Below are 20,403 nucleotides of genomic sequence, written 5' to 3'. Positions count from 1 at the left end.
CCACCCGAATCAAATGGGCGGATTTAATTGTCTACTTGACAGGGAGTAGTTCAACATGTATTTTCGCCCAACCAGCACTCGAATTCGCCCAATCAAATTAAAAAAGAGGCTTATCCGAAGTTCGGATAGCCCCATTGGATTTTATTGCATATAGCTCTCAATTTCTCCCCATGCTTGCTCAAAGCCTAAGCCCGTTTCCGAGGAGAAGACGATGAGTTTATCTGCTGGGTCCATATCGAGTGTTTCTTTTACGATTTTTTTGTGTTTATCCCACTTGCCTTTTGGGATTTTGTCTGCCTTCGTTGCAACGACTATACATGGAATGTTGTAATGCTTTAAAAAATCATACATCATGCGGTCATCTGCTGTTGGTGAATGACGTAAATCGACGATTAACACAACGGCCTTTAATAATTCTCGACTTGTGAAGTATTTTTCAATCATTTTTCCCCATGCTGCTCGCTCCGATTTTGACACCTTTGCATAGCCATAGCCAGGTACATCGACAAAAAATAACTGCTCTTCGATTTTATAAAAGTTTAATGTTTGCGTTTTTCCTGGCTTTGAGGAAATACGCGCCATTGCCTTGCGTCCAATCATTCGATTAATAAACGAGGATTTCCCAACGTTTGAGCGACCTGCTAATGCAAATTCTGGCAGTCCATCTTCTGGGTATTGGTCTGGTCTAACGGCACTAATGACCATTTCGACATTATGGACTTTCATTAATTAAAAACCTCCGTCAAGTGCCAATTCAAGCACTTCCTCTGCTTGTGACACGAGTTTAAATGTGAGCTGCTCGCGAATCACCTCTGGAATATCGTCAATATCACGCTCGTTATCTTTCGGCAAAATAACTGTTGTCAAGCCTGCTCGATGGGCGCTTAATGATTTTTCTTTCAAGCCGCCGATCGGCAATACACGACCACGCAATGTAATTTCACCTGTCATACCAACTTCGCGTTTAATTGGCTTATTCGTAATAGCGGATACAATTGCTGTTGCCATTGTAATTCCCGCTGACGGCCCATCCTTTGGCACAGCTCCTTCAGGTACGTGAATGTGTAAGTCATGTTGGTCAAAGAAGTCGGCATCTACACCAAGTCTCTTCGTTAAAGAACGTACAAACGTTAAAGCAGTTTGCGCTGATTCCTTCATGACGTCACCTAACTTACCTGTTAGCTGGATTTTACCCTTTCCAGGCGTTAATGAAACTTCGATTTGGAGCGTATCGCCACCAACCGTCGTATAAGCTAAACCTGTCGCCACGCCAATTTGATTTTCTTCCTCTGCCTGCCCATAGCGATAGCGATGCTTACCGAGTAAATCGACTAATGTTTTCACATTGACTGTCACACGTTTTTTCTCACCTGAGACAACGATTTTTGCTACTTTGCGGCACATTGTCGCGATTTGGCGCTCTAAGCCGCGCACTCCTGCCTCACGTGTATAATAGCGAATAATATCAATGATTGCCTCTTCTTTCAAAACAAGCTGCGCTTTTTTCAAGCCATGCTCCTTCATTTGCTTAGGCGCTAAATGATTTGTTGCAATCATCGTTTTTTCAAGCTCCGTATAACCTGCAATTGAAATTACTTCCATACGGTCAAGCAACGGTGCAGGTATCGTGCTTAAATCATTGGCTGTAGCCACAAATAATACGTTTGATAAATCGTATGTTTCCTCGATATAATGATCGCTGAACGTATTATTTTGCTCCGGATCTAACACTTCAAGCATCGCTGCTGAAGGGTCACCTCTAAAATCATTCGACATTTTATCAATTTCATCTAATAAAAAAACTGGGTTAATCGTTCCCGCTTTTTTCATTCCTTGAATAATACGTCCTGGCATCGCTCCAACATACGTTCGGCGATGTCCACGAATTTCAGACTCATCTCGCACACCACCGAGCGAAACGCGAACGAATTTACGGTCTAGGCTTTCTGCAATTGAACGTGCTAAGCTTGTTTTCCCCACGCCGGGAGGACCAGCTAAACATAAAATAGGGCCGCGCAGTGTATTCGTCAGTTGACGTACGGATAAATATTCTAAAATGCGCTCCTTGACTTTCTCAAGTCCATCATGGTCACGATTTAAAATTTCCTCTGCGTGTATAATGTCTATACGGTCTGTCGTTTTTTCGCTCCAAGGAATCGACACAAGCCATTCTACATAGTTGCGAATAACGCCACTTTCAGCACTCGCTGCTGGTAGCTTTTCATAGCGATCAAGCTCTTTTAAAGCTACTTTTCTTGTTGATTCTGGCATTCCAACAGCATCTATACGTTTACGTAATTCGGTAATTTCGCCCATTTTGCCATCACGATCGCCTAGCTCTGTTTGAATCGCCTTCATTTGCTCACGTAAATAGTATTCTTTTTGCGTGCGCTCCATTGCTTGTTTTACTTTATTATTAATTTTCTTTTCTAAATCTAAAATTTCTTGTTCATCATGTAGACGAATAATTAAATTGTCTAATCGTTTTTTGACATTAAAAATGGCTAAAACTTCTTGCTTCTCTTGCACCTTTAATGGCAAATGTGATGCAATAACATCCGCCAACCGACCCGGCTCAGTAATATCGACTACAGACTCAATCGTTTCTTCTGTAATTTTCTTTGACATTTTTGCGTATTTTTCAAAATAAACTAATAAAGTACGCATTAAAGCCTCTGTTTCAGGGTCTTTATATGTCAGGTCTTCTGATAACTCTACAGTTACAGTTGTAAAATCAGATTCCTCTTTATATTTTTTTATCACACCACGACTAACACCTTCCACTAAAATGCGCAACGTACCATTTGGCAGTTTAAGCATTTGCTTTACTGTCGCTAATGTACCGATTTTAAATAGATCTTCCTTTTCAGGTGCTTCGACACGCATATCCTTTTGCGCCGTTAAAAAAATATAGCTTTCATTCATCATGGCATGCTCTAATGCCGCAACCGAACGATCCCGCCCTACATCAATATGTAGCACCATTGAAGGATAAACGAGTAGGCCTCTTAATGGTAATAATGGTATATTTTCTTTCATTTCACTCATGCGGGACTCACCTCCATCAATATCAATCCGTAACAACCCGCTTTTGATAGTATGTGTTTAATTGAACATCTTTATTTGTTATCGGATACGAATCATTTTTATGTACAAAAGTTTTAAGTAAATGAAAAGCTGACTACCTACTTGTGCTGATGCACGTTCGATGTCAGCTTCTGTTGTTCGCTGTGCTATTTTAAGCAGACGTTTTTTCGTTATCTTTTTTCAATTCAGTACCATCTGCTAATAGCAATTTCGGCTCTGCTTTATCGACGATTGTATCAGCTGTAATAACACATTTTACAATGTCATCACGCGAGGGCAATTCGAACATGACATCAAGCATCGTTGCTTCAATGATAGAACGTAAACCACGTGCACCTGTTTTACGCTCAATCGCTAACTTCGCAATTTCCACTAATGCCTTCTCTTCAAACTCAAGCTCTACATTATCTAACTCAAGCATCTTTTGATATTGCTTCGCCAATGCATTTTTCGGCTCTGTTAAAATTTGTACAAGCGCATCTACATTTAGCTGCTCTAAGCTTGCTAATACAGGTAGACGTCCGATAAACTCTGGGATTAGACCAAATTTTAACAAGTCTTCTGGAATCAGTTGAGCAAGCAGTGAACCTTCCGCTTCTTCCATTTTATTAGGGTTAGAGCCGAAGCCAATTACCTTTTCGCCTTGACGACGTTTAATAATTTGTTCGATTCCATCAAACGCACCACCTACGATAAACAGGATGTTCGATGTATCGATTTGTAAAAATTCTTGATGTGGATGCTTACGACCGCCTTGTGGTGGTACGCTTGCTACCGTGCCTTCTAAAATTTTAAGCAATGCTTGTTGTACACCTTCACCAGATACATCACGCGTAATAGATGGATTTTCTGATTTACGTGCTACTTTATCGATTTCGTCAATATAAATAATGCCTTTTTCAGCGCGCTCGATATCATAATCAGCCGCTTGAATCAGCTTTAATAATATATTTTCTACGTCTTCCCCAACATAACCCGCCTCTGTTAAAGAAGTTGCATCTGCAATCGCAAATGGCACATTTAAAATACGTGCTAATGTTTGTGCTAATAATGTTTTACCACTACCAGTTGGTCCAATTAACACAATATTTGATTTCGACAATTCTACATCGTCGATTTTAGCATTTGAGTTAATGCGTTTATAGTGATTGTAAACCGCAACGGCTAAAGCCTTCTTCGCACGTTCTTGCCCAATCACATATTCATCCAAGATGCCTAAAATCTCTTTAGGTTTTGGAATATCTTTGAAGTCGATTTCCTCTTCTACTCCAAGCTCTTCTACAACAATTTCAGAGCAAAGTTCGATACATTCATCACAAATATATACGCCCGGTCCTGCCACGAGTCTACGAACTTGTTCTTGTGTTTTCCCACAGAAAGAGCATTTTAAATTGCCATTTTCATCATTAAATTTGAACAATTTGTTTCACCCCTATTCAAGCTTCAATCTTACAAGATTATTTATTCTTTATCAAATATATTGACTGCCTTCAGCTTGTTTTATGTATATTATAGGCCTCACCTAAAAATATATGCTTCAACCACCGCTTTTTATATGTATATGCGATAAAACAAGGTACAAAATAGCGTACCTTGTTTTATCAATATTTAGCAAATAAATTGATTAAGAAATTTTTGCGTTTTCAACTAGTAATTCAACTGTTTTTTGCGTACGAATATCGTTTTCTAAAACAGATGTACCACCTAATGCAGCAGTAATTTGCTCTGCTGTCATACCAAATTGTGCAGCCATTTTTTCCAATTCTGCGTTAATATCTTCTTCAGATACTGCAATACCTTCTGCTGCAGCAATTGCTTCTAATGTTAATGATACACGCACACGGTTTGCTGCATCATCTGCCATTTGCTCACGTAAAGCTTCTTCGCTTTGACCAGAGAATTGGTAGTAAAGGTCTAGGTTCATACCTTGCATTTGTAAGCGTTGACCAAATTCTTGAACCATGCGGTCTACTTCCGTGTTAATCATCGCTTGTGGAATATCGATTTCAGCGTTTTCAGCTGCTTTTTCAACTAATTCGTCACGTAATGCAGCTTCAGAATCTGACTCTTTTTGTGTTGCAGTTGTTTCTTTAATTTTTGCACGTAATGCTTCTACACTATCAACTTCTGAGTCTAGCTCTTTTGCAAACTCATCGTTTAATTCTGGTAATACTTTTGTTTTTACTTCTTTTACTGTTACTTTGAAAGTTGCTTCTTTACCAGCTAATTCAGCAGCATGATATTCCTCTGGGAATGTCACAACAACATCTTTCACTTCGCCAGCTTTCACACCTACTAATTGCTCTTCAAAGCCTGGGATGAATGAACCTGAACCAATTTCAAGTGGATAGTCAGAACCTTTACCGCCTTCAAACGCCTCATCACCTACAAAACCTTCAAAGTCGATTACAGCTGTATCACCTTCAACGATTGCCTCATCTTCTTTAAGCTCAAGCTCTGCTTTTTTTGCTAATTGCTCTTCAATTTGTGCTTCTACTTCTTCGTCTGTTACTTCTGTTGGAAGCTTTGTTACTTCAAGACCTTTGTAGTCGCCAAGCTTCGGTTCTGGTTTCACGATTACTGTTGCAGTAAATGTGAAATCTTCACCTTTTGCAAAGTTTTCAGTTCCATCGATTGCAGGGAAATCAACTGGCTCAATACCAGCTTCATCGATTGCATTTGAGTATGCTTCTGGAATGATGATTTCTAACGCATCTTGGTAAAGTGCTTCAACGCCAAAGCGTTTTTCAAACATTGGACGAGGCATTTTCCCTTTACGGAAGCCTGGTACGTTAATTTCTTTTACAACTTTTGTGAATGCTTTATCTAATGCTTTGTTTACTTCTGTAGCCGGCACCTCGATCGTTAATAAACCTTGGTTACCTTCTTGTTTTTCCCATTTAACTGACATGTATATAACCTCCAAAATAAAATTGCTCTGTTAACAAATATATTTGTTTTATACAGTTCCTACAACCATTTAAGTATATCATAGATGCGTAATGTTTCAACTTTTTTCATATGTTTAGTGTAATTCTGAAAATGTTTCAAGTTGTTGCAAAAATCCAACAATTCCATCATCCATCTCATGTACTTTACCAAACAACATATGCACATAATCAATATAACCCTGCGCTATATCCTCCGTGCCGTAATCTAGCCATTCGAAAGGATATGCCACAATGGCATGCTTTGCGAGCAATTGCTGTACCATTGCTAACGACGTTGGATCTTTCTCCAATATCATTGTAATAGAAGCCTCAACCTTTTCGTACTGCGGCAACTTTGTGGGTAGCGCTAAATAGGCCGGATTGACCGTACATTGACGCTGGAATTTTTTTATAACAATCTCCACATCCACTTGCTGTTCTACCAGCAAAATAAGTGTAATACTTTGAATAAACGGATGGATTTCTTCATGCTCTATGACTTGAATTAATGACTGAACAATCGGGCGAATATTCGTACCTGTCAGCTGATAAATCACTTGAAGTTGCTCATATTGAGGAAGTGATAAAAAATGCGATATAGAAAATCCATCCACCTCTTGTTCTTGCATTTCTTGCTGCACTAGTTGATTCTCGGCAATTTCCGCGTTTAAATTTTTTAGTCGTTTAAATTTCTCCATCTGACTTTCTGGAATAGCACCTTCATCAAGCAATGTTTCAATCAACTTTTCCACCTGTTTAAATTCGCGTAGCTGCATGGAAATCGTTAAATATAGCTCCATCGCTTCAAAATACATTGTAGGGCCAATCGCTAAAAGCTCTTCACAAATTTTCTTTGCTTCTTGATATGCGCGCATTTCATACAACGAGTAAGCATAAACGCTCAATGAAAATTCGTCGCCTTCGATATAACGCAACGCTTCCGCAAATGCCTCACAGGCTAAATTATATTGGGAGCTTTCAGCATAAGCATGTGCTTGTTCCAATAAACGTTCACCTACACCGGGAAACAATATCACATTATCCTGCCGTTGTATTTGTTGTTTCTTTTTTTTCAAACCATTCACTCCCGTTACGGTAACTTCTGGATTATCTTCATCATCATTTTACATGTCAATAGCCTATTGGACAACAGGAAGCCTCGCTTTTCAATATGTATCAAGGTTGTCTGAAATTCAGACAACTCAAGCTTCTAATATCCCACGGTTACACAGTACAAAAAGCGTGTCTTTAAATAATTGTTCAGACCCGTTCTTTAATTCCTCGTTGTGCGCTCTGTTTTGATCTTGTTGATGCTTACATCTAGCTTGCGAATAGACTGCTCTGTTAAATGAATTCGCCCATTGTCATTCAACCGCTGCCATGCTTTCAATTTCTGACGATATGCCTGCTCAGATAATCGATAAACATCCATATCTTGCTCTAAACTTTTTGCATAAGTGCGTTCTACCTCTTTTTTTATTTGTCCTGTTATTTCCTTCTTTAATTTTTCTTCACCCTCTCGTCCATCTCTCCCACTCGTCGTTATATCCACTTCAATTGATATATCAAAGCGAAGTTGTCCACCTTCTTCAATGGGTGTAATTTTACGCTTCACATTATCGACAATAATTGTCGTATACGATTTTTGATCGCCATCATCTTTCAGTGTAATTTGTGCCCGTGCTGTATCATTGGACATCCAACGTAGCCCCTCTGCATCCCCATCAAATAACGAGCCCTTTAATTGCGATTTAGTAATAACACTAATACCCTGTATTTCATACACAGGATCAACACCTTTTGGCGTCTCCCATTTATCTCCTGAGACAACAAAAGGTATATTTACTTCATGACCTGGCTCATCTAAATGAATAAGTAATTTGCGTAAACTAATTGGTTCAATAAAAGAATCTTGGTGATAGGAGTTTAAAGGGTCTGCCATCCTTGAATAAGTCATTCCTTTATTTAAAATAGGTGTAACAAGCAACAATTCGCCTAGCGGTTCATCACTCGTATATACCCACATCGTATAGCGAGTTTCTCGATAACGTACAAAGGAGTCAATTACTTGTTCTACTTGGGCGCTTTCCAATAATTGCTTTGAAAATACTACGTAGGATAAGTGTCCCCATAAAATTTTCTGGTCAACAGCTCGATATAAATTGACTGCAGCCTCATCAATTGTCCTACCTGTTGCATGACCAACTTCTGTTTGGATTGCATCAGTGCTTGGTTGATCTGACTTTGCAATATTTGAGAAATCTAATAATTGTGCATAAATTTCAAATTCGCCATCCTTATAATCAACACCTACTCCATGAATATAAAGCATTCGTTCGGGTTCGTTATTGTCCCAGCACGAGGCTAACAAGAGGCTACAGAAAACAAAAAAACACAGACTCTTTTTCATTTTGTGCCTCCTTTTGTTTTATCCTTTAAATGTAAAGATCTGGGACGCATCGCCTTCTGCTGAGGGATTTCACGTATCAAAGTTTTCTTTACCGTTTCCCAATTTAAATCTGTTGCTATATTTAAATAAGGAATACCGAATACGCGTATGCCAGCTAAATACGTAAGTAATGCATATAAACAGACAAAAAATCCAAACAAGCCACACACAGCTGTAATCAAAATAAAGACGACACGCAGCAGATTGACCGCCGTCACAAGTGCTTGATTTACGAGCGTAAAAGTGGCAATGGTAGAAATCGCAATAACGACAATCATTGCAGGACTTGTAACACCTGCTCGTATCGCTGCATCTCCAATAATTAAACCACCTACAACGCTAATCGTCCCACCAATAATACTAGGTAATCGTAGTCCCGCTTCACGAAAGAGCTCAAACATCAACAACATTAATAGCATTTCAAGCGCTGATGGTAGTGGCAAGCCACGATTCGATTGCACAATTGTTGCCAGTAATTGAAAAGGTAGTTGCTCTTGATGGAAGGTTGTCAATGCTAACCAAAAGGCAGGCAACAATAAGCCAAATAAAATCCCTACTAAGCGCAATAGTCGTTCAAATGAACTAAACACTACTGGATATTCATTGTCTTCACTCGTTTTTAATAGCATAAACAAATTAATTGGAAAAATGACCGCATATGAAACGCCATCGACCAATATTAAAAAGCGCCCACTTACTAACGATTGAACAGCAAAGTCTCCTCTTGCTGTATTTGTTGTGCGTGGGATTAGTCGCCCTTTTTTTATAATACGCTCCATCAATAAATCAGCACTTATTATGACATCTGTATCAATATCTTTAATTTGCTTGCGAATACCATGCAATATTTTATCATTCGCAATATCATTCATATATAGCAGTGCAACAGTTGTTTTTGAACGCCTTCCCACTGTATATTTTTCAACCGAAAGTGAATTTGTCGGTAAACGTTTACGAATAATCGCAATATTTACTCCTATGTCCTCAATAAAATTATCGCGTGGTCCTTTTACTAGTACTTCTAAATTTGTTTCCTCAGGATTACGATTGGGTTTTTTAGCAATATTACTTGAAAAAAGCAGTTGCTGTTGCTCAAAATAAATAATCACAAAACCTGTAAAAACAAGTGTTACTACATCTGACAAAGACTCTACTCGCTGTAAACCAGGTACATATAGCTGTTCTTCAATTGATGCGTCTTGTTGCTGGCAAACTGCTTTCACACGCGGTACAATCACTTCATTTAATAAATGCGTATCGACCATAGCCTCGCATGTAATTAGATGGACTGTAGATGATTGAAACTGGTATGTTTGAAACTGCACATCAGCTGTCTGATTAAATAATTGACGCAGCTCCTTATCCGTTATTTTTTGCTGCATATCATTGCTCCACCTTCTTTTTTGGCATTTTTTTCGTTTTCTTCAATGAAACAAGCGTCAGTATAATTCCCCATACAAAGAAAAAAACAAAAGTACTAACTAAGAAATACTGACTCTTTATTTGAAGGAATGTACGGTCATTGAACAAAAATAATGGCAAACTAATCGCAAGAAACGCTGGTAATACAGATTTGAATATACGCTTTCTTTGACCATCTAAACGTAATAAATGAATAACTATAAATATAATAAAACCAATACGCATAAAAGCTCCTGTGAGCCATTGATAAATAGAGAAAAAGTCTACATGTTCAACAAAGCGCCCGATGGAGGCAAGCCGCCACTCCTCATACGCTGGGTAGTATTGATTTTTAGCTTCAACAGGACCAAATTCTGTTATAGCACCAATCAGTGGTCCAAGTGTTAACCCTAATAAAATCAGCACGATAACAGCAAAATATCTCCATTTCATACGCGCTTTTATTTGACTTTGAATGAGCAATATAAAAAATAGCTCAACAAAGCCTGATGCTGGATAAATCCCAGCACGTAAAACAGGCGCAATGCCATGCTCTAAAAAAGGCAGTAATAGCTCATATTCCTTTACTTTTATATTGACAAAAGCTACAAAGAAGCCTAAAAATACAACGCCTGCCAACACGATAACATTAACAATCACAATTCCTTGCACACCTGTAGCTGCTAAAAAAACACATAATACAATATAAATGAAAACTAATAGCAATTCAGGGGTTCCAGGTAAAAATGTTACTGTTACCCACTGCATAGTTTCACGCAATGTGAAAGCCGCCATAATCATTAAATAGACAACAAATAGATAAATAATTATTTTTTCCCATACTGTACCTAATCTTTCTGATAACCAATCTCGGAAAGACATTTCACCAATTTGTCTGTGTAAATAAATAATCATCAATAGCCATGGTAATAAAACGATGGCAGACCAAAACACAGACATCCATGCATCTCGCCCTGCTTCATTTATTAAAGGTGGGAGAATCGTTACATGATTTTTCAATCCAATAACTGTCATCATTAGAAGTATGACATGCAATATGCTAATCAATTTATTTTGATTCATGTATTACCTCACTGATCTTGTTCAAAATTCACAAAAAGTGAGCTAGTTAACGGACGGTCATCTTTTCTATCACAGAATAGAAAAAATCCCTACTGATTGAAATTTCACTTTATTGTTATTTATAGCTTTGCCATTGTTTCCATGTTTCATAAGTTAAAATGACAAAAAACTATTGGGAAAGTAGACTTATGCGCTACTTTTCCAACAGTTTTCAAATGAAGTATTTACTATCTAAAAATAACCTAGACTTTATCGATAGCTATATTTAATCAATACATTGGTAATATTCATATATGGTCTTTAACATCGTAAAGGCTTCTTCAAAATTAGGTTGAATGATACTTATTTGTACGAAGCTCCTACTTTGCAAATAACCGCTTTCATCATGCAAGTAAATGCCGTTCAGCTTTAAATCCTCACCTAAATTACTTAGCTCATGCGGCAACTTAAATGTAACAATCATAGGATAAGCATTTGTCTTTAATGCATATTGCTGATAACATGACCAAGCTTGTAGCATTTCCATGCGTTTCTTTAACAACGCAAAACGGGCAGGATAGTGACGTAAAGCCGCTAACGCACTATGTATGAGCACCGCAGGTAATGTAAATGGAATTTGTAATTGTGCATAATGTGCCAAATTCATATACAGTGGTGCATCACTAGGCTGTAGTTGATGATTTGAAAAAACAAAAGACAGTCCGCTAAGCGCGCCAATCGCTTTCCCACTAACAGTTGTTGCTAAATAAAATGGCGCTAGCGAAAATTGGCATGCGCCAAATGAGCTAATGCAATCTGCACATAATGCTACACCATACTGCTCCGCTAACACCGCTAGCTGTTCACCATTGCACATCCCTGTCGAAGTTTCACCATGTACATAGAGCAACCATTTATACTCTTGTAATTTGAGCATTTCCTCAATATGCGCTAAATCAAATGGCTCCTGCCATGCAAAAGCTTGTACATCAAATGTCAATTGCTGCTGTTTCGCCTGCTTAACTAGGCGTTCACCAAATTCACCATTTGTGATGATTAACCCTTTACTTCCTGAAAAATCAGACTTCAATTGGGCTAGCATTGCTTCATTCGCTAATGTCCCCGTTCCAACAAGTGTTGTCACATATTTAGCATCCGCTAATGCTAATAAACGCTGGTGAAGCTCCTGAAATAATAATTGAAAGGCAAAGGAGCGATGCGATAAATCCGTATGGGCAAGCGACTCCTGTTGCAATACTGGTCCTGGGTAAAAGGTGAATGCATCACGTCTTAAACGCTGTCGTAATGGTGCACTCCCTTCCCTCGTTAATACCATCGGCAAAAATTGTGCTTCGCTTGTCCCAACAGCTTCCGCAAACTGTTGAAAGCCCATTTGCTTATATAGCTTTTCTTCTCTCGTGGTCCCTGAGATAACACAAGCTGTGTAGCGGCGTTCAAATAAATAGTTTGCTAACGCCTGTGCAAGACGTAAAAAGACACGCCCATTGCGAAAGGGCTTTTTAATTGCTAAAAGTCGAACTTCACAAAGTTTGACGCAATCTTCCACATTTAAATAGCGTTCAACAGGACCAATTTTACTATCTAATGAAAATGGGCGCTTATCGCGTAAAGCTAACATTCCAATCAATTGCTGCTCCTTATAAACTACAAGATATGTATTATCTGTATGAAATTTATCTACTAGACGGTGCGCCTCATTTGTAGGGTGCTGTGGAATTTCTTCTACGAATGTTGCGTAATTTAATGCCGCAATTTCTGCAAATTCTTTTTCAGATGTCGCTATTTTACACCAGTACATGTTATGTCAGCCTTTCTTTTATGTTTTTTCGATGCTTCCATAAAACAAGCACAACACTCCCAATGAGCGTTGCTGGTAATACACCAGTTAAAATCACAATAACACTGTATACAATCAACGCTGTGCACAGACCAAATGTTGCACTTTTTAACAAATATGCCGCCGCTATAAAGCTAATAAAAAATATACTAAAGTAGAGAGAATTTAATGCGACAAGTGCACCGACCATTGTTGCAACACCTTTTCCCCCTGTAAAGCGCAGCCAAAAAGGATAAAGATGCCCAAGCAACACACAAAATACTGCCCATGTAATAACCAAATCCCCATATCCAATATATCGACCAACCAACACAACAGCCACGCCTTTTAAGCCATCCCCTACTGCTGTCAAAATAAAGGCTTTTCTACCAAGAACTCTTCCTACATTACGTGCACCTAAATTACCACTATGTTGTTGCTGTAATGAGTAACCATAATATTTCCCAATAAACCATGCAGTCATCATTGTTCCTAGCAAATAACTACCAAATAAATAACAAACAATCATCATTCCCACTTCACTACTTTATCTAACTTCGTTTGTCGCAGCATGCTACCGATTGTCCTCACCCATCTCTTTATATATTGTACTTTTGCCATTTCGCCTGTGAATAAAATGGAATTTTCTTATAGTTTACCTTAATTCATCCTGTTTTTTCTACTTTATCATAGGCGTAACTATAGAACAGCGGTATCTTTTTTCATATGTTAAATATGACTTACTATTTCAGTGAAAAGGAGGGGCTCAAAATGGTTAATAGATTTGGGGGCATTTTCCCTAATAGAGGTGGCAATCGGAACAATATGGTAGGCGGTGCATGGGGTGGCAACATGACAGGTGGTGCATGGGGTGGCGCTGGAGGAAATCCTCAATTTTTACCAACGCAAGTAGGACCAACACAATTTAATCCACCAATCGTTTCACCCACTCGTCAATACGTGCAAACAAATGTAACAAACACAGTTGTACCACATGTTCATCCATCCCATTTAACTGTCGTAAACCGTCAATTGGTCAACAACCAACATCACTTCCCACATACACAATCGGTGATGAACGAATGCTTTGAAACAACGACAATGTGCGGTAAGCCATTCAATCCATGTGATAATCGACGCGGTAGACGCTGGTAAAACTATGTGGAAAGTGGTACGTTAAACCACTTTCCACATGCTATTTTTTTGCAAGGTTAACGATTTAGAAAATATCTGCGACCTTTAAAATAAACTAATCAATATGCTACGTCCCACAAAATGTTCGATATTGACAACTTGAGGCAGGTGGTAATATTGCATACATCTCTTGTTCAGTCGTATAAGCAAAAGGTTGTGCCAATACTTTCAACAATTGCTGGAAAGGCTGCAAGTTCCCTTGTGCTGCTGCATGTAATGCTTCTTCTACACGATGATTGCGTGGGATAATCGCTGGGTTATGTTGTCGCATTGTTTGTTGGACAAACTCTAACGGCTGCGGCTGTTGCTGTAATCTCTCCTGCCACTTCTTGTGCCATTGCTTGAATGTTTCCTGTTCATAGAGTGCACTATTTTCAAACTCACCTAATGTGAAAGCGCGGAAAGTATTTGTATAATCGGCTTCGTTCGTTTGCATCCATTGCAATAATTCATCGATTAATGCAATATCTTGCGACTCTTCTGTCATCAAGCCAAGCTTCAAACGCATCCCAGCTAACCAGTTTGCTTCATACAGTTTCGAGAATTGCTGAAGTGCTTGCTCCGCTATTTGAATGGCTTGCTCCGAATCTTGGTGAATTAACGGCAACAACGATTCTGCCAAGCGAGCTAAATTCCACAATGCCATATTCGGTTGATTTTGATAGGCATAGCGTCCCTGCCTATCAATTGAACTAAAAACAGTTTGCGGGTCGTATTGATCCATAAATGCACATGGACCGTAATCAATCGTTTCACCGCTAATCGCCATATTATCCGTATTCATTACACCGTGTATAAAGCCTACTAATTGCCATTTCGCAATCAACTGCGCCTGCTTTTCAATCACACCTTCAAGCAGCTTCAAATAGCGCATATTTTCATTTTGTAGCGTAGGGAAATGACGCTGTATCGCATAATCTGCTAAATCTTTAAGCTCGGCCTCCGTTCCCCATCTCCGCGCATATTGAAATGTTCCTACACGCAAATGACTACTAGCAACACGCGTTAATATGGCTCCTTGTAAAGGCTCTTCACGCATAATCATTTCACCTGTTGTCACAACAGCTAAGCTGCGTGTCGTTGGCATGCCAAGCGCATGCATCGCCTCGCTAATAATATACTCACGTAACATCGGACCAAGCGCTGCACGTCCATCTCCTCCGCGCGAAAAAGGTGTACGCCCAGCTCCCTTTAATTGAATATCCACGCACTTATTGTCCGCTGCCAAATGCTCACCTAACAGTATCGCGCGTCCATCCCCCAGCATATTAAAATGGCCAAATTGGTGACCTGCATATGCTTGTGCTAATGGCTTGCTCCCTAAAGGTTCCTTATTGCCAGCAAGCTCTTGAATACCTTCAGCTGTTTGTAACGCTTCACTATTTAAACTAAGCTCCTTAGCAAGCTCCTTATTCAAAATAACAAGCTTCGGCTCTTGCACAGGATTCAATGTCATCTCCGCAAAAAAAGTATGCGGCAACCTCGCATAACTATTATCAAAGCGCCAGTCTATATTCATAAAATGCCTCCCTTATTGCAACAATGCTAAATCATAAATTGTATAATCACAACGATAAATGAATAAATAACGACCATCAATTAATAAGCCTGTCGCCTTATCAATTTCCGTTGCAAAATAACTTACGTCCTCACCGACAAATGTAGCTAAAGGTTCACCTGCTTGTGAGCGAATTAATACAACTTTATCTTTCCCCACAGTAGAATTTTTCATATCATTGACCATGCGATTAATAAATGGGACAGAGCGATCAAAATGCTCAATGTCTACAGTTTGTGCGTATTCCTCAAAAATATTTGTTAAGCCATCCTCATAAGCAATTAAACTACTACCAACATGCAGCATTTGCTTGCCACCAACTGTAATATCTAACACCGATGATTTTTCAACTGTGTTTCCTTCCGTATCCTTCATCGCAAACTTATCATCCGCCTTAATACTCACACTCTTTCCTTTAATTTGATCGATAATTTGGCTGCTCTCATCATACGTTTGAATCGTAATTTCACGCCCGATAAATTGCTCCTTTATATTGCCAAATCCCCATTGTAAAAAGTTACAACCAGCAAGTGTGACTAATGACGTTCCTATAATGACTGCTAAAATCCATTTTTTCATATGTATACGTCTCCTTCCTTTGTGCCAGTGCCAGGCACACACACAATTCTAACACAATTTAAAAAACACCCCTAAAATTAGAGGTGTTCAAAATTATTTCACTGGAATCCAGATCTCTGATACTAAATCTTCTTTGAATGGATCTTCATCAGAATATACTTCTAGTTCAGCTGCCCCAACAGGCTCATACGGATTGGATGGGAACCATTCCGAATAAATTTTTTTCCATGCATTTGGCATGGCATCTGGCATTGGACCAACCACTTCAAAAACAGCCCATTTCGAAGCAGGGATTTCTAGTGTTTCAAAATGAGGCGGCAGCTCATCGTTAGTCGCAACCGCAATCCAATAATCAATTAGATTACTAGCCTCTTTTTGTGGTAAACAAACACCTAGCACACCTTTAATCTCTCCGTTGTTTAACTGAAATAACTCTTGATCTGTACCATTTGCATTCACTTCATTCCAAAACACAGGAATACCTTGCAAGTTTTCACCGTTTGAACAATTGTATGTTCTTTTGATACCAACTACTTGAAACGCTTCTTTTTCAACAATTTTGTACTTCATTGGATCTGCTCCTTTCAAACTCACCTGTATGACGAGGCGGTTATATGCTTGTATCGCATATTGTTTTTTTCGCGCATCACTCGGCGTCACACCATGTTGCTTGCGAAATGCCTTTGTAAATGCTTCAGGAGAATCGTAGCCATATTTGTAGGCAAGGTCGATTACTTTTTGTTCTGTCATCAATATTTCTTGTGCCGCCAATGTTAAACGACGTTTTCTTACATAATCAGCAATTGTCATATCCGTTAATAACGAAAATGTACGTTGGAAATGATACGCTGAACAATTCACCTCACGCGCAATTTCCTCCATCGTTATATTTTCTAACAAATGCTCTTCCATATACTGAATCGCCTTTTGAATCGACTCTATCCAACTCATAATGCCCTCACTCCTTGCTTCTAGCATACAACCTCACCTCCATCTTATCCTGTCATTTTATGCTGACATTGGACAGGTTTGAAAGCGTGCAAACAACGACTCCTACTTACCAAGCTTTTCGATCAAATAGCCTTCAATTCCACGCATCAAATCAAATGCACCCTGTGATTTATTTGAACAAACAACAACTCCACTAGATAATTTTGGGTAATAAGCAGAATGAAAGCTGACACCTGGATCATAGCCCATTATATGATATTTCAAAATAGTATCATTTCTTTTTTTAATCCATACACCATAGCCATAATAGCCATCCTCATTCACTTGTACATGTGGTGACAATAATGTATTTGTAGAATTTTCAGTCAATAACTGATAATTCATTAGTGCATCCCACAACTTCTTCATATCCTCAACCGTGACAAATGCACCTCCGTCTGAACCACCTTTCACAGGTACGGAATAAATATTCGTTTTCCAAGTGCCATCTGGCTGATCTATATAGCCAAGTGCTGTATTAGATGGTAGAGCATCTAATGCAAAATAACCCGACTCGCTCATACCAGCTTTATCAAAAATAAATGCTTGTACATAATCAGCAAAACTCATCCCCGCTGAATGCTCCACAATTAACCCTAATAAAATATACCCCGCATTGTTATAATGAAATTTTTCTCCTGCACGGTATTTCATTGGCTGATGTTGAAATAAAGGTAAAAAATCACTCAAATTTCTCATATGATACATTGGATTTGCTACCCATAACTCTTCAAAATCAGTCATCACTTCTTCGTCAAAATAATCGGGTATACCTGAAGTATGTGTCAGTAAATGATGAATTGTAATCTCTGAGTCAAAAGTCAAAAAATCGTACTGCAAGCAATCGCTTAATTTCGTTTGAAAAGATAACTGCCCTTTTTCTACAAGCTGACAGATGGCGATTGCGGTAAATAATTTACAGCCAGATGCAATGCCAAAACGAGTTGATAAATTATTAGCGATTTGCTCTGAACGATTCGCGTAACCAAAGCTTTCATTTAGCCTATTGTCACCTTCTGCTACTAATACTGTTCCTGAAAATTGAATCGAATTTTGAATATCCTTTATGATTTGCTGTAACTGTCTATACATAATGTCCTCCTACCGTATGGATGCTTCATTCAATAGCTGTACAAATTTCAATATAGTGTCCGTCTGGATCAGCCACATATGCAACGGTTTGTCCCCACGGCTTCATGACTGGCTCCTTCACTACCGTTACGCCCTGTACACGCAGTGTTTCAATTGTTGCCGCTACGTCCGCCACTACAAAGCCAATTTCAAATGTCTGCGAGGCTGATAACGCTTCTGGCACATCTAATCCAATTTCTTCTCGAACAGACCCGCGCGTATTAATTGAGAGTGTCGTTGCCCCTGTATCAAACTCAACATATGTTCCTTGCTGCATTTTTACAGGTAATCCTAAAATATGTTGATAAAAATGCAATGTTTTTTCAAAATCATTAACATACAAAATGACGTATTTCATCGCTAATTTCATTTTCTTTTCCCCTTTCTTATCGCTACATCATTATAACATCAATTAGAAAATGGAATGGGCTGTTAATTTTGGTATTGACTAAAATTTTTTTACTGCGGATAATTAGGTAGAGAAGGAGCTATCTAATTCATGTACAAAAAATTAAGCTATTTTATCTTATTTTTTATCACTATATTTGCTATTAATTTAAGCATTGGCGAAAGAAGTGAAGTAAGCTATGTTACAACGCAAGAAGATGACCTACCTATTTTCGATTCTCACAACGCTACAATTGGCTTTTTGAAAATAAACCAAACATATAAAGTGAAGAGCGAAGAGCAAAACTATTGGAAAATCAGCTTTGGTAACGGTGTCGGTTATGTTGCCAAAAATCACACAAGTACGACATCCAAAACAGAAAAAACACCAAAGGAATATAAATCAAAAAACACCATCATTGTGAACGAAAATACGATTGTTTACGAAAAAGCCTCTCCTAAAGCGAAACAGATGGCTATCATTAACAAAAACCAACGCTACCCAATCGTATCAAATCATTATTTTAACTGGTATAAAGTGCGAGTTGGTGACAAAGTGGGCTATATTCATAAAGACCATACGGAAAAGGATAACGGTATCCCCGTGTTGATGTATCATCATTTATTAGCAGATGCCGAAAATAAAAAATTTCGCGACGTATCCGCTGTCACTTCTGTGGAAAATTTCGAAGCGCAAATGAAATGGCTATACGATAACGACTATCAAAGCATTTCATTGCAAGAGCTAGAGCAGTTTTTAAATAAGGAAATCAATTTACCAGGCAAAGCCGTCGTCATCACCTTTGATGATGGACTAAAATCCAATTACATATACGGCTACCCAATTTTAAAACAATACCATTTCAAAGCAACTGAGTTTTTAATAACGAGCCGAATTCACCTTGATACAACACCTGATTTCAAACCAGATGCTATCCAAACGCTAAGCATGGCGGAAGTAGAGGCAATGAAGGATGTATTCGATATGCAAAGTCATACACATGACCTGCATTCTGCTGAAAATGGAAAAAGTCATGTCGTCATAAAAGATGAGGATGAAGTAAAAAATGATTTTGTCATGAGCAACAACATGATTCAGTCAAAATATATGGCATACCCATTTGGCCAATATAACAGGAAAACTATCGAAATTTTGAAAGAACTCGATATGAAAATGGCCTTCACAATTAAAAATGGCAAAGTCAAAATCGGCGACAATCCTTATAAACTCAAGCGTCTAGCAATCAACTATGACCATACGCTTGAGGAATTTGTGGAGATGGTGGAGAACTAAAAATTCAAAAGAAAGATTTTGCAAAAAAATTAGTACGCCCCAAAATTTGGGGTGTACTAAAATTTAAATGTAACCTCTAAATTATTTGTAAGTTAAATCGTTTTTTCTAAACTTGTATCTCTTACTTTATAATTATAGAATCTATATGTTTCACGAGATAAATAAAACAATGACATAATAGCGTTTTTAAAAATAATTAATGCAAGAACCAATATTACCCCAAATATCGCACCCATTGTTACCGAACTATCATTACGTCTAGAAAAAATCGACTCTAGTACCGCTGTAAATGCGACAATGCTTATCCCTGCAGATGCCGCTCCTAACAAAGGCTTTACAGAGTTATATCTAGTTATAAATAGTATGAATACTGCCAGCAATATTAAAGCAAAGATTTCAGCAATAGATTTATTAACAGCAGTTACTATATCTATCCAGAAAAATAATATCACAGCAGTAGCTATTAAAGACCACCCATAAATAACCTGTCTCTTATACACATCT

General features: G+C 38.4%; 18 protein-coding genes. 2 read left to right on the top strand and 16 right to left on the bottom strand.

Translation table 11 applies throughout. The annotated features are described in order from the left end of the window. Positions 1-141 precede the first annotated feature (141 nt). From yihA to C9J34_RS10885, 10 genes are all read right to left on the bottom strand, one after another. Positions 142-726, bottom strand: a complete 585-nt coding sequence (gene yihA / locus C9J34_RS10930) for a ribosome biogenesis GTP-binding protein YihA/YsxC (RefSeq protein ID WP_107839904.1) — start codon at positions 724-726, stop codon at positions 142-144. Between the two features lie 3 nt (positions 727-729). Then, positions 730-3,048 (bottom strand): endopeptidase La, encoded by a 2,319-nt coding sequence (lon, locus tag C9J34_RS10925; RefSeq protein WP_107839903.1) that lies wholly within the window; start codon positions 3,046-3,048, stop codon positions 730-732. A gap of 190 nt (positions 3,049-3,238) precedes the next feature. Further along, positions 3,239-4,507, bottom strand: a complete 1,269-nt coding sequence (gene clpX / locus C9J34_RS10920) for an ATP-dependent protease ATP-binding subunit ClpX (protein ID WP_107839902.1) — start codon at positions 4,505-4,507, stop codon at positions 3,239-3,241. A 204-nt stretch (positions 4,508-4,711) separates the two neighbouring features. Beyond that, entirely contained in the window at positions 4,712-5,998 is a 1,287-nt protein-coding gene (gene tig, locus C9J34_RS10915) for a trigger factor (protein ID WP_107839901.1), read from the bottom strand. 114 nt (positions 5,999-6,112) lie between these two features. Then, positions 6,113-7,093, bottom strand: a complete 981-nt coding sequence (locus C9J34_RS10910; protein ID WP_238600626.1) for a tetratricopeptide repeat protein — start codon at positions 7,091-7,093, stop codon at positions 6,113-6,115. A gap of 197 nt (positions 7,094-7,290) precedes the next feature. Then, on the bottom strand, positions 7,291-8,427 hold the full coding sequence (locus tag C9J34_RS10905) for a Ger(x)C family spore germination protein (RefSeq protein ID WP_107839900.1): 1,137 nt from the start codon (positions 8,425-8,427) through the stop codon (positions 7,291-7,293). Next, positions 8,424-9,848, bottom strand: a complete 1,425-nt coding sequence (locus C9J34_RS10900) for a spore germination protein (protein WP_107839899.1) — start codon at positions 9,846-9,848, stop codon at positions 8,424-8,426. The genes C9J34_RS10905 and C9J34_RS10900 overlap by 4 nt, the downstream gene beginning before the upstream one ends. A 1-nt stretch (position 9,849) precedes the next feature. Then, positions 9,850-10,950 (bottom strand): GerAB/ArcD/ProY family transporter, encoded by a 1,101-nt coding sequence (locus C9J34_RS10895; protein ID WP_107839898.1) that lies wholly within the window; start codon positions 10,948-10,950, stop codon positions 9,850-9,852. 265 nt (positions 10,951-11,215) lie between these two features. After that, the gene (locus C9J34_RS10890; protein WP_107839897.1) at positions 11,216-12,748 is read right to left on the bottom strand and encodes a GNAT family N-acetyltransferase; all 1,533 of its coding nucleotides are present in this window, start codon (positions 12,746-12,748) and stop codon (positions 11,216-11,218) included. A 1-nt stretch (position 12,749) separates the two neighbouring features. Beyond that, entirely contained in the window at positions 12,750-13,298 is a 549-nt protein-coding gene (locus C9J34_RS10885) for a glycerol-3-phosphate acyltransferase (RefSeq protein ID WP_107839896.1), read from the bottom strand. 239 nt (positions 13,299-13,537) lie between these two features. Here C9J34_RS10885 and C9J34_RS10880 point away from each other — a divergent pair, with 239 nt between their 5' ends. Further along, positions 13,538-13,921 carry a CotD family spore coat protein gene (locus C9J34_RS10880; protein ID WP_238600625.1) on the top strand — a complete coding sequence of 128 codons (384 nt, stop codon included), beginning with the start codon at positions 13,538-13,540 and terminating at the stop codon, positions 13,919-13,921. Positions 13,922-14,027: 106 nt separating this feature from the next. On the opposite strand, the gene C9J34_RS10875 is transcribed toward C9J34_RS10880, so the two are convergent. The 5 genes from C9J34_RS10875 to C9J34_RS10855 form a co-directional block, all read right to left on the bottom strand. Continuing rightward, the gene (locus C9J34_RS10875; protein ID WP_107839895.1) at positions 14,028-15,479 is read right to left on the bottom strand and encodes a protein adenylyltransferase SelO; all 1,452 of its coding nucleotides are present in this window, start codon (positions 15,477-15,479) and stop codon (positions 14,028-14,030) included. 12 nt (positions 15,480-15,491) lie between these two features. After that, positions 15,492-16,097, bottom strand: a complete 606-nt coding sequence (locus C9J34_RS10870) for a DUF5052 family protein (RefSeq protein ID WP_107839894.1) — start codon at positions 16,095-16,097, stop codon at positions 15,492-15,494. Between the two features lie 93 nt (positions 16,098-16,190). Next, a complete protein-coding gene (locus tag C9J34_RS10865) occupies positions 16,191-17,048 on the bottom strand; it encodes an AraC family transcriptional regulator (protein ID WP_107839905.1) in 858 nt (285 codons plus the stop codon). 102 nt (positions 17,049-17,150) lie between these two features. Next, complete coding sequence (locus C9J34_RS10860) at positions 17,151-18,179, bottom strand: serine hydrolase domain-containing protein (protein WP_107839893.1); 1,029 nt, start codon at positions 18,177-18,179, stop codon at positions 17,151-17,153. A 25-nt stretch (positions 18,180-18,204) separates the two neighbouring features. Then, entirely contained in the window at positions 18,205-18,588 is a 384-nt protein-coding gene (locus C9J34_RS10855) for a VOC family protein (protein WP_107839892.1), read from the bottom strand. Positions 18,589-18,717: 129 nt separating this feature from the next. On the opposite strand from C9J34_RS10855, the gene C9J34_RS10850 reads away from it, so the two are divergent. Further along, on the top strand, positions 18,718-19,899 hold the full coding sequence (locus C9J34_RS10850; RefSeq protein ID WP_107839891.1) for a polysaccharide deacetylase family protein: 1,182 nt from the start codon (positions 18,718-18,720) through the stop codon (positions 19,897-19,899). Positions 19,900-19,991: 92 nt separating this feature from the next. Here C9J34_RS10850 and C9J34_RS21945 read toward each other — a convergent pair. Next, positions 19,992-20,403, bottom strand: a 412-nt coding sequence (locus C9J34_RS21945) for a hypothetical protein (protein ID WP_193768967.1), incomplete at its 5' end; no start/stop codon positions are given.

Source organism: Metasolibacillus meyeri (assembly GCF_003049505.1).
Classification (GTDB): Bacteria; Bacillota; Bacilli; order Bacillales_A; family Planococcaceae; genus Metasolibacillus; species Metasolibacillus meyeri.
Note: the sequence above shows the minus strand (reverse complement) of the source record. Positions and strands in the feature narration are given on the sequence as shown.

What these genes read in the sequence shown, in the direction of transcription:
- yihA (WP_107839904.1), bottom strand. Translation starts at nt 726, where the DNA reads ATGAAAGTCCATAATGTCGAAATGGTCATTAGTGCCGTTAGACCAGAC.
- lon (WP_107839903.1), bottom strand. Translation starts at nt 3,048, where the DNA reads ATGAGTGAAATGAAAGAAAATATACCATTATTACCATTAAGAGGCCTA.
- tig (WP_107839901.1), bottom strand. Translation starts at nt 5,998, where the DNA reads ATGTCAGTTAAATGGGAAAAACAAGAAGGTAACCAAGGTTTATTAACG.
- C9J34_RS10905 (WP_107839900.1), bottom strand. Translation starts at nt 8,427, where the DNA reads ATGAAAAAGAGTCTGTGTTTTTTTGTTTTCTGTAGCCTCTTGTTAGCC.
- C9J34_RS10900 (WP_107839899.1), bottom strand. Translation starts at nt 9,848, where the DNA reads ATGCAGCAAAAAATAACGGATAAGGAGCTGCGTCAATTATTTAATCAG.
- C9J34_RS10895 (WP_107839898.1), bottom strand. Translation starts at nt 10,950, where the DNA reads ATGAATCAAAATAAATTGATTAGCATATTGCATGTCATACTTCTAATG.
- C9J34_RS10890 (WP_107839897.1), bottom strand. Translation starts at nt 12,748, where the DNA reads ATGTACTGGTGTAAAATAGCGACATCTGAAAAAGAATTTGCAGAAATT.
- C9J34_RS10885 (WP_107839896.1), bottom strand. Translation starts at nt 13,298, where the DNA reads ATGATGATTGTTTGTTATTTATTTGGTAGTTATTTGCTAGGAACAATG.
- C9J34_RS10880 (WP_238600625.1), top strand. Translation starts at nt 13,538, where the DNA reads ATGGTTAATAGATTTGGGGGCATTTTCCCTAATAGAGGTGGCAATCGG.
- C9J34_RS10875 (WP_107839895.1), bottom strand. Translation starts at nt 15,479, where the DNA reads ATGAATATAGACTGGCGCTTTGATAATAGTTATGCGAGGTTGCCGCAT.
- C9J34_RS10870 (WP_107839894.1), bottom strand. Translation starts at nt 16,097, where the DNA reads ATGAAAAAATGGATTTTAGCAGTCATTATAGGAACGTCATTAGTCACA.
- C9J34_RS10865 (WP_107839905.1), bottom strand. Translation starts at nt 17,048, where the DNA reads ATGAGTTGGATAGAGTCGATTCAAAAGGCGATTCAGTATATGGAAGAG.
- C9J34_RS10860 (WP_107839893.1), bottom strand. Translation starts at nt 18,179, where the DNA reads ATGTATAGACAGTTACAGCAAATCATAAAGGATATTCAAAATTCGATT.
- C9J34_RS10855 (WP_107839892.1), bottom strand. Translation starts at nt 18,588, where the DNA reads ATGAAATTAGCGATGAAATACGTCATTTTGTATGTTAATGATTTTGAA.
- C9J34_RS10850 (WP_107839891.1), top strand. Translation starts at nt 18,718, where the DNA reads ATGTACAAAAAATTAAGCTATTTTATCTTATTTTTTATCACTATATTT.